The sequence below is a fragment of the Dokdonella sp. genome (assembly GCF_019634815.1).
In the GTDB taxonomy this organism is placed as follows: domain Bacteria; phylum Pseudomonadota; class Gammaproteobacteria; order Xanthomonadales; family Rhodanobacteraceae; genus Dokdonella_A.
Genome location: NZ_JAHCAP010000022.1, coordinates 24,211 through 36,316, shown reverse-complemented (window position 1 = coordinate 36,316; position 12,106 = coordinate 24,211). Strand labels below are relative to the sequence as shown.

The 12,106-nt window shown below is 65.5% G+C and carries 10 protein-coding genes; 3 read left to right on the top strand and 7 right to left on the bottom strand.

Going from position 1 to position 12,106, the window contains the following annotated elements; genetic code table 11:
• Positions 1-65 precede the first annotated feature (65 nt).
• From KF759_RS11120 to carA, 6 genes are read right to left on the bottom strand one after another with little or no spacing between them, the layout of a single operon-like run.
• Positions 66-647, bottom strand: coding sequence for a hypothetical protein (locus KF759_RS11120; protein ID WP_291225464.1), 582 nt, complete (start codon positions 645-647; stop codon positions 66-68).
• A 57-nt stretch (positions 648-704) separates the two neighbouring features.
• The gene (recJ, locus tag KF759_RS11115) at positions 705-2,462 is read right to left on the bottom strand and encodes a single-stranded-DNA-specific exonuclease RecJ (RefSeq protein WP_291225462.1); all 1,758 of its coding nucleotides are present in this window, start codon (positions 2,460-2,462) and stop codon (positions 705-707) included.
• A gap of 42 nt (positions 2,463-2,504) precedes the next feature.
• The gene (greA, locus tag KF759_RS11110; RefSeq protein ID WP_291225460.1) at positions 2,505-2,984 is read right to left on the bottom strand and encodes a transcription elongation factor GreA; all 480 of its coding nucleotides are present in this window, start codon (positions 2,982-2,984) and stop codon (positions 2,505-2,507) included.
• Positions 2,981-6,217 carry a carbamoyl-phosphate synthase large subunit gene (gene carB, locus KF759_RS11105; RefSeq protein WP_291225459.1) on the bottom strand — a complete coding sequence of 1,079 codons (3,237 nt, stop codon included), beginning with the start codon at positions 6,215-6,217 and terminating at the stop codon, positions 2,981-2,983. Before carB ends, greA begins: the two co-directional genes overlap by 4 nt.
• A complete protein-coding gene (locus tag KF759_RS11100; protein ID WP_291225457.1) occupies positions 6,201-6,665 on the bottom strand; it encodes a hypothetical protein in 465 nt (154 codons plus the stop codon). The genes carB and KF759_RS11100 overlap by 17 nt, the downstream gene beginning before the upstream one ends.
• Positions 6,666-6,671: 6 nt before the next feature.
• A complete protein-coding gene (gene carA / locus KF759_RS11095; RefSeq protein WP_291225455.1) occupies positions 6,672-7,811 on the bottom strand; it encodes a glutamine-hydrolyzing carbamoyl-phosphate synthase small subunit in 1,140 nt (379 codons plus the stop codon).
• Between the two features lie 226 nt (positions 7,812-8,037).
• Here carA and KF759_RS11090 point away from each other — a divergent pair, with 226 nt between their 5' ends.
• The 3 genes from KF759_RS11090 (at position 8,038) to KF759_RS11080 (ending at position 11,253) form a co-directional block, all read left to right on the top strand.
• A complete protein-coding gene (locus KF759_RS11090; protein WP_291225453.1) occupies positions 8,038-8,715 on the top strand; it encodes a 2OG-Fe(II) oxygenase in 678 nt (225 codons plus the stop codon).
• A gap of 254 nt (positions 8,716-8,969) precedes the next feature.
• Entirely contained in the window at positions 8,970-10,487 is a 1,518-nt protein-coding gene (locus KF759_RS11085; RefSeq protein WP_291225451.1) for a hypothetical protein, read from the top strand.
• 4 nt (positions 10,488-10,491) lie between these two features.
• On the top strand, positions 10,492-11,253 hold the full coding sequence (locus KF759_RS11080; protein WP_291225449.1) for a TatD family hydrolase: 762 nt from the start codon (positions 10,492-10,494) through the stop codon (positions 11,251-11,253).
• Between the two features lie 7 nt (positions 11,254-11,260).
• Here the strand turns inward: KF759_RS11080 and tcdA are convergent, their stop codons facing one another.
• The gene (gene tcdA, locus KF759_RS11075) at positions 11,261-12,052 is read right to left on the bottom strand and encodes a tRNA cyclic N6-threonylcarbamoyladenosine(37) synthase TcdA (RefSeq protein WP_291225447.1); all 792 of its coding nucleotides are present in this window, start codon (positions 12,050-12,052) and stop codon (positions 11,261-11,263) included.
• Positions 12,053-12,106: the final 54 nt, after the last annotated feature.

Genomic DNA, 12,106 nt, shown 5'->3' with positions numbered 1-12,106 from the left:
TCGTGGAGCATAGCAAATCGGTCGCGCCTACTGCAGCGCAGCACCGAGCCTGCCCGTATGCGGAATCAGCGCCCGCTTCGCCTTGGATGCGGTTTTGCCGAACGCGCGCTCGGCCCACCCTGAACGCTGTTGGCGACATCCTCGCGCAGCGGCCGCGCCGGCAAGGCGCGCACGGTACGCAGCATCCAGGCTGCCATCCACCTCGGTCGCCACATCAAGACGAGCACCGGAATGCCAGCGCACAGCAAGAAGAACCACAGCAGCGGTGACAGCGCCGGATCGGCAATCGCCAGTCGCGGCGACGTCGGCAAGAAATGGACATCAACCCGTTCGGGAACTTCGTCAGCGCGACCCGGCCATGCTCGCTCCAGGCGGATGCGCGTGGCTTCATGCGAACGCCCATCGAGTTCGAACCGATAGCGCTGCGCAAGCAGTCGCAGGTCGAGACCCGGCACGTTGATGCGGCGCCTATGCACTGCATCGAAGCGGACACTGGCCCAAACCTCCGGTTCGCCGATCGCAAGACCCGGCGTCGACGGCAGCGCCGCCGCGATCAGCTGCACCAGTTGATGGGCCACGCAGGCGGCCATCAGCAACGCAAGCAGCGTTGCCGCGGTCAAACGCAGGCAACGCAAGACAGGCCTCATTGAACTGACCCCGATTCCGCTCGCGCGAGTATGGCCGCAGACATCGCGCTCACCCGCTCAGGCCGGCTCGATCTGACGCAGCAGGAGTTGCAGGCTCTCGCGCCCGTTCCATTCGTTGACCTCGAGCTGGAACAAGGCCTTGATGCGCGGCGGTGGTGGCATGCATTCGGCGGCGTCGAACAGGATGGCATCGAACACCGCATCGCCATCGCCTGCGCGCAGCGACAGTTTCAGATGGCGTTCGCCGATCGCACGCCAGGCCTCGACCGTGAACACGGAGTCGAACACCGGCTCGGCAAAGCCCTGCCCCCACGGCCCGCCATCGCGCAACGCCCGCGCGGCCGTGAGCGTGAAGTCATTGACCGCGGGCTCGCCATCGCTCCATACGAAGTGCTCGAGCGCCTGCGCATCGAGCCGCTCGCGCGCAACCGTGTCGAATTCGACCGCCAGTTGCCCGAGCCGCTCGATCGGCACGCTCAGGCCCGCAGCCATCGCGTGCCCGCCGAAGCGCGTGATCAGCCCCGGACAGCGCACATCGACTTCGGCCAGTGCGTCACGCAGATGGAAGCCCGCAATCGAACGCGCCGAGCCGCGCAATTCGCCGCTGCCGGATTCAGCGGGTGCACAGGCGATCACGGGGCGATGCAAGCGCTCCTTGAGCCTTGAAGCGACCAGGCCGACCACACCCGGATGCCAGTCGGGCTCGTGCAGCACGATCCCGCAAGGCAGGCCATCCTCGCCGTGGCGCGCGAGAAATTTCATCACCATTTCTTCTGCCTGCGCGACCATTGCCGCCTGCAACCCTTGTCGTTGGGCATTGATCGCCGACAGTTCTGCCGCCAGCGAGTGGGCACGCTGCGCGTCATCGCTGAGCAGACATTCGATGCCCAGGCTCATGTCTTCGAGTCGCCCCGCAGCGTTCACGCGCGGGCCGAGCGCAAAGCCGAGATCGGCGGCCACCACGCGCGCCGCATCACGCTTGGCTGCGCGCAACAGTGCCGCGATCCCGGCACACGCCCGACCGGCACGAATCCGGCGCAGCCCGGCGGCGACGAGGATGCGGTTGTTGGCATCCAGCGGGACCAGATCAGCGACCGTGCCCAGCGCCACCAGGTCGAGCAGTTGCGACAGATCCGGCCGCGGCGCCGACGCGCGCGCGCACTCCGGCGTGTCGCGCGGAAACAGGCGCGCTCGCAGGGCGAGCAGCAGATAGAACATCACGCCCACGCCGGCGAGATGGCGCAAGGGCGAGGGGCGGCCTTGCGCACGTGCTTCATCGAGCAGCGGATTGACGATCGCCGCAGCCGCTGGCAACTGCGGCCCGGGTAGATGGTGATCGGTGACTATCACCTCGACGCCGAGTGCCTTGGCCGCTGCGACTCCGTCGACACTGGCGATGCCGTTGTCGACGGTGAGGATCAAATCGGGGCGATCCGTGTCAAGCAGTGACTCGACCAGCGCGCGCGACAGGCCGTAGCCTTCACGCGCGCGGTTGGGTACGCGATAGCCGAGATTGCGCGCGCCGAGCAGGCGCAGGCCACGCAAGGCGAGCGCCGTTGCGGTCGCGCCGTCGGCATCGAAATCACCGACCACGCAGACGCGCGCATCGCGCTCGATTGCCGCGACCAGCAGATCGCAGGCTTGCCGGGTGCCCCCCAGCAAGCCGGGCGGCAGCAGATCGGCAAGTCCTGTGCGTTCAAGATCAGGCGGCCGCAAGCCGCGCAGCGCATAGATGCGCGCCAGCAGTGGATGCACGCTGGCCGGCCAGTGCGAGGCATCCACAATGGCACGGCGGCGGATCGCTGCGACCTTCATGCCGGCACGAGGAAGCGCATCGCGGCAGGCACCGCTCCGCGCTCAGGCTTCGTAACGCACCGCCACGATTTCGTAGTTGCGCGTGCCATTGGGCGCGGTGAACTCGAAGCTGTCGCCTTCGTTCTTGCCGATCAGCGCGCGCGCAAACGGCGAGGACACCGAGATCAGGCGCTGCTTGATGTCGGCTTCGAGGTCGCCGACGATCTGGTAGGTGATTTCCTCACCAGAATCCTCGTCGGCGAGTTCGACGATCGCACCGAACACGATGCGCTTGCCCGCATTCAGGCGCGCGACGTCGATCACCTCGGCGGTCGACAATGCCGCTTCGAGTTCCTTGATGCGCCCTTCGATGAAGCCCTGCAATTCACGCGCGGCATGGTATTCGGCGTTTTCCTTGAGATCGCCATGCGCGCGCGCCTCGGCGATCGCGGCGATGATGCGCGGACGCTCCTCGCTCTTGAGGCGCTCGAGTTCACCACGCAGGCGCTCGGCGCCCTTCCTGGTCATCGGCGGACGATTCATGCCAGTTCCTTGTGCAGTTCCTGCAGGCTGTTGACGCCCGGATTGTTGCGGAAATCGAGCGAATGCAACAGCGCCCGCGCGCCGCTGACCGTGGTCGAATAGGTCACGCGCTGCTGCAGGGCCTCGCGCCGGATCGAGAACGAATCGGCGATCGCCTGCTTGCCCTCGGTGGTGTTGACGATGAAGACGATCTCGCCGTTCTTGATCAGGTCGACGATGTGCGGACGGCCCTCGAGCACCTTGTTGATGCGCTCGCAGGCAATGCCGTGGCTGGTCAGATGATCGTGCGTGCCGCCGGTGGCAACGATGCTGAAGCCGCGCCGCAACAAGTCACGCGCGACTTCGAGCAGCAACGGTTTGTCGCCATCACGTACCGACAGGAAGGCCTTGCCTTGCTGCGGCGCCTTGATTCCGGCGGCCTCATGCGCGCGCGCGAAGGCCGCGCCAAAGCTGCGCCCCACGCCCATCACTTCGCCGGTCGAGCGCATCTCGGGGCCGAGAATCGGATCGACGTTCTGGAACTTGAGGAAGGGGAAGATCGCTTCCTTGACGCAGTAGTAAGCCGGCACCACTTCGCGCGTGGCGCCCTGCGCCGCAAGCGAGCGACCGACCATGCAGCGCGCGGCGATCTTGGCGAGCGCCACGCCGGTGGCCTTGGCCACGAACGGCACCGTGCGCGAGGCGCGCGGGTTGACCTCGAGGATGAACACCGTGTCGCCGTCCGCATCCGACTGGATCGCGAACTGGGTGTTCATGAGCCCGACGACGTTCAGCTCGCGCGCGAGCAGGCCGACCTGACGCCGCAATTCATCCTGCGTCGCCTTCGACAGTGAATACGGCGGCAGCGAACACGAGGAATCACCCGAATGCACGCCGGCTTCCTCGATGTGCTCCATGATGCCGCCGATGAGCACGTTGCCATCGGCATCGGCGACGATGTCGACATCGACCTCGCCGGCATGGTCGAGAAAACGGTCGAGCAGCACCGGCGAGGTTTCGGAGACGCGCACCGCATCGCGGATGTAGCGCGAAAGATCGGCATCGTCGTGGACGATTTCCATCGCCCGGCCACCCAGCACGTAACTCGGGCGCACCACCAGCGGATAGCCGATCTCGCGCGCGAGCGCGAGCGCTTCCTCGGCATTGCGCGCGGTGCGGTTGGGCGGCTGGCGCAGACCGAGCTTCTCGATGAGTTTCTGGAAACGCTCGCGATCCTCGGCGAGGTCGATCGAATCGGGGCTGGTGCCGATGATCGGCACGCCCGCGGCCTCGAGCGCGCGCGCGAGCTTGAGCGGCGTCTGCCCGCCGTACTGCACGATCACGCCGCGCGGTTTTTCCTTGTCGACGATTTCGAGCACGTCCTCGAGCGTGAGCGGCTCGAAGTAGAGGCGATCGGAGGTGTCGTAATCGGTCGATACGGTTTCGGGATTGCAGTTGACCATGATGGTCTCGAAACCATCCTCGCGCAGCGCCAAGGCGGCATGCACGCAGCAATAGTCGAACTCGATGCCCTGACCGATGCGATTGGGCCCGCCACCGAGCACGATGATCTTCTCGCGCGCGCTCGGCGCCGCCTCGCATTCTTCCTCGTAGGTCGAATACAGATAGGCGGTCGAGGTGGCGAATTCGGCCGCGCAGGAGTCCACGCGCTTGTATACCGGGCGCACGTTGAAGGCGCGGCGCAAGGCCCGTACGGCGGCTTCATCGGTGCCGACCAGATCGGCGATGCGCGCATCGGCAAAGCCCTTGCGCTTGAGTGCGAACATGCGCGCCGCGTCGATCGCAGCCAGGCCCTCGGCGCGGATCTCGCCTTCGCAGCGCACCAGATCCTCGACCTGGGCGAGGAACCACGGATCTATGTGGGTGAGCGCGAGCACGTCCGCCTGCGTGAGACCGGCACGGAAGGCGTCGGCGACGTGCAGCACCCGATCGGGGCCGGGCTCCTTGAGCTCGCGCTTGAGCGCGGCCATGCTCTCGGGCGTGGCACCATCGTGCTGCCGCGGATTGAGGCCATTGTTGCCGGTTTCCAGTCCGCGCAGCGCCTTTTGCAGCGATTCCTGGAAGGTGCGCCCGATCGCCATCACCTCGCCGACCGACTTCATCTGCGTGGTCAGGCGCGCATCGGTGGCGGGGAATTTCTCGAAGGCGAAGCGCGGGATCTTGGTCACGACGTAATCGATCGCCGGCTCGAACGAAGCGGGCGTCTTGCCGTCGGTGATCTCGTTGCGCAGTTCATCGAGCGTGTAGCCGATCGCGAGCTTGGCGGCGACCTTGGCAATCGGAAACCCGGTAGCCTTCGAAGCCAGCGCCGAGGAGCGCGACACGCGCGGATTCATTTCGATGACGACGACGCGGCCGTTCTCGGCGTTCACGCCAAACTGCACGTTGGAGCCGCCCGTGTCGACGCCGATCTTGCGCAGCACCGCGATCGAGGCATCGCGCAGGCGCTGATATTCCTTGTCGGTGAGCGTCTGCGCCGGTGCCACCGTGATCGAGTCGCCGGTGTGTACACCCATCGGATCGAGGTTCTCGATCGAGCAGACGATGATGCAGTTGTCCGCGCGGTCGCGGACCACTTCCATCTCGAATTCCTTCCAACCCAGGACCGACTCCTCGACCAACACCTCGTGGGTCGGCGAGAGGTCGAGGCCGCGCTTGACGATTTCCTCGAACTCCTCGCGGTTGTAGGCGATGCCGCCACCACTGCCGCCGAGCGTGAAACTCGGGCGGATGATCGTCGGATAGCCGACGCGGGCCTGGATTTCCACGGCCTGCTCGAAACTGCGCGCGACCTCGGCCTTGGGACAATCCAGACCGATTTGCGCCATCGCCTGCTTGAACAGTTCGCGATCCTCGGCCATGCGGATCGCATCACGCGAGGCACCGATCAGTTCGACGCCGAATTTTTCCAGCACCCCGTTGTCGGCGAGGTCGAGGGCACAATTGAGCGCGGTCTGCCCGCCCATCGTCGGCAACAAGGCATCGGGTCGCTCCTTTTCGATGATGCGGGCGACGGTCTGCCAGTTGATCGGTTCGATGTAGACCGCGTCGGCCATGCCCGGGTCGGTCATGATCGTGGCCGGGTTGGAATTGACCAACACGACGCGGTAGCCCTCTTCCTTGAGTGCCTTGCAGGCCTGCGCGCCCGAATAATCGAACTCGCAGGCCTGGCCGATGATGATCGGGCCGGCGCCGATGATGAGGATGGACTTGAGATCAGTTCTTCTTGGCACTGCCCGCATCCTGCTTGGCCGCGGCCGGCTGCTCTTCGGCCGTCTTGGCCGCGACGCTGACGTTGCGCACGGTTTCACGCGGAATGTCGAGTTCGATCGAGCCGTTTTCGGGACCGAGTTGCAGCGTGATCCCCACATTCGTGTACTTGATCAATTTGCCGCGGCGCACGGTATCGAAGGTCGTTTCGACGATCACGGTGTCGCCGACGCGCGTTTCGAGCTCGGGGTATTGGACCAATTTGGCGATCGGCTTGGCCGGCTCGGCGACAGCCAGCGTGTCTGCCGGCGCTTGCTTGCCATGCGCATCGATTTTTGCATCCGCCTTGACCGCGGCCTTGGCCTTGGTGGTACTGGCTGGCGCGGCGGCCTGAGTCTGTGCGGCCAACGCGAGCGGAGCGGTGGCAGCGAGGGCCACGGCAATCAGGATCGAATATGGAATACGGGCCATTGTCGTTTACGCCGCGGCAGCCGCGTGCGCCTCCATGAGTGCAATGAAACGATCGAACAGGCCGGCCACGTCATGCGGGCCGGGACTGGCTTCCGGGTGTCCCTGGAAGCCGAATGCAGGCGCATCGGAAAACGCGAGCCCCTGCAATGTACCGTCGAACAAGGAACGGTGCGTTGCCCGCACATTGGCTGGCAGCGTCGCCGCATCGACGGCAAATCCGTGGTTCTGGCTGGAAATCATCACCCTCCCACTGTCGAGGTCGATCACCGGATGGTTTGCGCCATGATGGCTGAACTTCATCTTGACGGTCTGCGCGCCACACGCCAATCCGAGCAGCTGGTGGCCGAGGCAGATTCCGAACAGTGGAATCCTCGCGCGCAGAAATTCACGTACCGCGGCGATCGCATAGTCGCATGCGGCCGGATCACCCGGGCCATTGGAAAGGAACACGCCATCAGGCCTGAGCGTGAGCACCTCGCTGGCGGGCGTCTGCGCCGGCACAAGGGTGATCTCGCAGCCGCGGTCGGCGAGCATGCGCAGGATGTTGCGCTTGACGCCGAAATCATAGGCGACGATCCGGTAGCGTGGCGCCACGGCGGCAAAACTGCCGCAATCGAGATCGTAGCTGCCATCGCGCCAGATCTGGCGCTCGCGAATCGACACGACCTTGGCGAGATCCGCGCCGGCGATGCCCGGAAACGCGCGCGCCGCTGCCAGCGCGGCCGCTTCGTCGATCTGCGTGCCGGCCACGATGCAGGCCGACTGCGCGCCGCCACTGCTGAGCAGGCGCGTGAGGCGCCGCGTATCGGTCTGTGCGATCGCCACGATGCCATTGCGCTCGAGGTAGGCGGCCAGCGTTTCCTCGCTGCGCCAGTTGCTGGTGGCCAGCGGCAGGTCGCGGATCACGAGGCCGGCGGCGTGCACGCGGTCGGATTCGGCATCCACCGCATTGCAGCCGGTGTTGCCGATGTGCGGATAGGTCAGTGTGACGATCTGCCGGGCATAGGACGGGTCGGTCAGGATTTCCTGATAGCCGGTCATCGCCGTGTTGAACACGATCTCGCCACAGGTCTGGCCGGGCGCGCCAATGGCCACGCCGCGGAACAGGCTGCCGTCGGCGAGTGCAAGCAATGCAGGAATGGTCATGCGTACGCCCGGGTTCAGGAACAAGGGCCGCCGATACCGCGTGCGGCAGAACCCGCGGGCTGGAAAATACCAGTCCGTGGGCCGTATGAAGGAGGAATCGAGGCGAGGCCGCATTTTAGAGACGTGGCGCCGCACTGTCCACCGTGCGCGTATGATCATCCTTGGCAAAAACCTGCGAGCTTGCCCCATGTCGACAGCCGCGCCCGAGATTGCGCCAATGCCCCTGATGGATGAACGCAAGCTGTTGCGCGAGGACAACCTGCTGCGCAGTGAACCGTTTGCATTCATGGTGGCCCAAGGGCAATTGCCGGCCAGCTCAGCCAACGCCCTTGCCAGGGATTTTCCGCACTATGCCGGCGCCGGATTCTTCCCCTGGGACCCGGCCGAGTGCGGGCCGGAGCTCAACCGACTCGTCGAAGAACTCGCTTCGCCGCGCATCGCCAACGCGATCGGTGCGCGCCTGGGCCTCGCCGACCTCGGCAAATCACCTTCGCTGGTGACGATCTGTCGATCGCTCAACAAGCGCCACGGCACCATCCACACCGACAGCAAGTCGAAAATCGTGACCGCCCTGCTCTACCTCAACGAACAATGGCCGGATACCGATGGCGGCTGCCTGCGCTTTCTCAGGCGCATCGACGACATCGACGACATGGTGGTACCGCAGGTGCGTCCGCTGTTCGGCACGCTCGCGGCATTCCGTCGCAGCGACAATTCCTTCCACGGCCACCTGCCCTACGAGGGCGAGCGCCGCGTGATCCAGATTGCCTGGTTGACCAGTGAAGAGGAAAAGCAGCGCAAGACCCGGCGCGGCCGGCTCTCGCGCCTGTTCAAGAAACTGTTCGGCCGCCTCGACCGGCGACTGGGCGCTGGCCGCGACCGCAATGCCGCGCACCGAGACTGAAATCCGCGCTGCGACAAAGCCAAGGATGCACAATCAAGGTTCGACCCCGGGCAGCCCGCTCCCGGATAACATGGAACAACGGACACCGACATTCCGATTCAATGGCTGCGCATGAACGGGCAAGCGGCCGCCCCATGTCAACGACAGGGCGCAGCAAAACTGCAACCGCGGCGATGCGATGCCGCGAAACGTCCACCCTGCGCACGCCAAGGGCAGCGCGACCACGATCTCCGCTTTCCATCCAGAGGCTGACCATGATCCGTTCCACGATTTCCGCTCTTCGCCTGCGCCATGGGCTCCTGTGCGCCCTCGCGCTGGCCTTGTGCATGTCTGCAGCACACGCACGCCAGGGTGAACCGCCGCTCACCCTGCGCGACCACGCCAAGCTCGGCGCAAACATTCCAGTCGAGACCGTGCGCGGCATCGATCCGCTGGCGCGGCGTGCTGAACTTGCCCGCGCAGAGAGTGCCAAGGGCATGCGCAGCAAGCGCGAGCGGGTTGCCGATTTGCAGAGTGTCGATTTCGACAGCGCCGAACACGGGCGCTGGGACGCGCTTGCCGACGGCCTGCGAGTCTGGCGCTTGAGCGTGCGCGCACCCGGGGCGACCGACCTGCGTCTGACGTTCGGCCATTTCGCACTGCCTCGCGGGGCACGGCTCTACGTGATCGGCGCGGACGGCTATTACCAAGGTCCGTACTCCCGCGCCGACGCCAGCGCCGACAGCTTCCATGCGCCACTCGTGCCCGGCGATACGGCGACGGTCGAATTGCAGGTCCCCGCGGCCATCGCCCAAGGCGACGACTACCTGCGCATCACCGCGGTTGGCGCAGGCTTCCGCGACCGCTTCGGCCGCAGCAAGGGCTCGACCGGTCCCGGAACCTCGGGCAGCTGCAACATCAATGTCGTATGTCCGCTCGGCCAGCCGTATCCGGACCAGATTCGCGCAGTCGGCCAGTACGAGTTCAATTCCGACGGCGGCACCTACATCTGCAGTGGCACCCTGCTCAACGACGTGCCCGGTGATCGGCGCAACTTCTTTCTTACCGCGGCGCACTGCATTTCCACCAGCGCCGAAGCGCAATCGATCACCGTCTTCTGGAACTACCAGTCAACCAGTTGCAGCAGCCTGATTCCGCCCAGCGGCGGCTACTTCAATGACGACCAGCACGGTGCGACCTTGCGCGCCACGCGCGAAGACGTGGATGCGACCCTGCTTGAACTCAGTGGTACACCCGAGGCCTCGTGGAATCTCCACTACGCAGGATGGGATGCCACCGGCGCCACGCCCAGCGGCACGGTCGGCATTCACCATCCAATGGGCGACGCCAAGAAGATCACCGCCGGCCCACAACCATCGACCACCAACAACTGCATTGGCGGCACCGGCAACAACACACATTGGCTCACCGGGCCCTATTCGCAAGGCACCACGGAAGGCGGCTCCTCGGGTTCGGCACTGTTTTCCAAGGCCGGCAATGCCAACGGCAGCGAGCGGCGCGTGATCGGCACGCTGTCGGGCGGCGACGCCCTGTGCAGCACCAGTGCGCCGACCCAACCCAACGACGGCCACGATTGCTATGGCAAGTTCTCGGTGGCCTGGTCGGGCAGCGGCAACTCGAGCGCAAACCGCTTGCGCGACTGGCTCGATCCGGGCAACACCAACACCTTGTCGATCAACGGTCTCGACCAAAACGCTACCAGCTCGTCATCGGACGGCCACTCGCGGCACGCAATGCCGCCGGACATCGGCGCGCGCATCGGCGGCCGCTGATTCGATGCTGGTCGATTCGCACTGTCATCTCGATGCGGCGGAATTCTCCGCCGATCGGGAGACCGTGCTCAAGCGCGCGCGCAAGGCCGGCGTGATCGCCCAGATCGTGCCGGCGATCCGGCTTGCCGATTTCGCCGACTTGCGTGAACTGTGTGCGCAGCATGCCGACCTGCATGCTGCCTACGGACTGCATCCGATGTACCTCGCAGATCACGCGCCAGCGCATCTGCAGGCACTGCGCGAATGGATCGAGCGCGAACGGCCGATTGCGATTGGCGAGTGTGGACTCGACTTCTACATCGACGGCCTCGACGCCACCAGCCAGCGCGACTACTTCAAGGCCCAGCTTGAGCTGGCGCGCGAGTTCGACTTGCCGGTAATCGTGCACGCCCGCCGCGCGGTCGAGGAAGTGATCGCCACAGTGCGAGCGACAGGCGGCCTGCGCGGCGTCGTGCACAGCTTTTCGGGCAGCGACGAGCAGGCGCGCCAGCTTTGGAATCTGGGATTTTCCATCGGTCTCGGCGGTCCGGTCACCTATGAGCGTGCCCGGCGTCTGCGTGCGCTTGCCAGCAGCATGCCGATCGAGTTCCTGCTGCTGGAAACCGACGCGCCCGACCAGCCCCTGGCGTCACAGCGCGGTCAGCGCAACGAACCCGCGGCCTTGCTTGAAGTGGCGCAGACGATTGCGCAATTGCGCGGCATCAGCCTCGAAGCCCTGGCTTTGGCAACCAGCACCAATGCGCGGCGGCTGTTCGCGTTTCACTGAACCAGGCTCAGTCAGGTGACGGCGCAAGCAGTTTCGCCAATGCGCGCGATACGGCCGCGAAAGCGAACGCGCCGGTCACATGGGTGGCCGCGCCGAGCCCCGCGCCACAATCGAGCTTGAGCGCATCGCCCTCGGCCGGACGCGTCCCGCAGACACTGCCATCGGCTTGTGGATAGCGCACGTTCTCGCGCGAGTACACGGCCTGCACACCGAAATAGCGCTTCGGGCCACGCGGAAAATTGAACTCCTCGCGCAGCTTCTTGCGCACCAACGCGAGCAGTGCATCGTGTTCGGTGCGCGACAGGTCGCGCACGCTGACCAAGGTCGGATCCGTGCGGCCGCCGGCCGAACCCACCGTCACCAGCGGCAGTTTGCGGCGTCGACACCAGGCGATCGTCACCACCTTGACGCGAAACGCGTCGCAGGCATCAATCACCAGCGCATAGCCACGATCAAGCAAGCGCTCGAGATTGGATGGCGTGAGGAACTCCTCGATCGCATCGACCTCGAGCGCGGGATTGATCGCCTGCAGGCGTCGCGCCATCACTGCGACCTTGGGCTTGCCGTATTCGCCATCGAGCGCATGCAATTGTCGATTGGTGTTGCTCAGGCAGATTTCATCGGCATCGATCAGGCTCAGACGACCGATGCCGCTGCGTGCGAGCGCCTCGGCAACCCAGGAGCCGACGCCGCCGATGCCGATCACGCAGACGTGGCTTTGCGCGAGCCGCGCAATGCTGCCGCGGCCGTACAGGCGGTCGATGCCGCCGAAGCGATCAAGGGCTGTGTGCTGGCTCATGCGGCGCGCAGGGTATCATCGACACCATCACGCGCCGAACCCGCGCATCCGGTG

What these genes read in the sequence shown, in the direction of transcription:
- tcdA (WP_291225447.1), bottom strand. Translation starts at nt 12,052, where the DNA reads ATGAGCCAGCACACAGCCCTTGATCGCTTCGGCGGCATCGACCGCCTG.
- KF759_RS11100 (WP_291225457.1), bottom strand. Translation starts at nt 6,665, where the DNA reads ATGGCCCGTATTCCATATTCGATCCTGATTGCCGTGGCCCTCGCTGCC.
- greA (WP_291225460.1), bottom strand. Translation starts at nt 2,984, where the DNA reads ATGAATCGTCCGCCGATGACCAGGAAGGGCGCCGAGCGCCTGCGTGGT.
- KF759_RS11120 (WP_291225464.1), bottom strand. Translation starts at nt 647, where the DNA reads ATGAGGCCTGTCTTGCGTTGCCTGCGTTTGACCGCGGCAACGCTGCTT.
- recJ (WP_291225462.1), bottom strand. Translation starts at nt 2,462, where the DNA reads ATGAAGGTCGCAGCGATCCGCCGCCGTGCCATTGTGGATGCCTCGCAC.
- KF759_RS11085 (WP_291225451.1), top strand. Translation starts at nt 8,970, where the DNA reads ATGATCCGTTCCACGATTTCCGCTCTTCGCCTGCGCCATGGGCTCCTG.
- KF759_RS11090 (WP_291225453.1), top strand. Translation starts at nt 8,038, where the DNA reads ATGGATGAACGCAAGCTGTTGCGCGAGGACAACCTGCTGCGCAGTGAA.
- carA (WP_291225455.1), bottom strand. Translation starts at nt 7,811, where the DNA reads ATGACCATTCCTGCATTGCTTGCACTCGCCGACGGCAGCCTGTTCCGC.
- KF759_RS11080 (WP_291225449.1), top strand. Translation starts at nt 10,492, where the DNA reads ATGCTGGTCGATTCGCACTGTCATCTCGATGCGGCGGAATTCTCCGCC.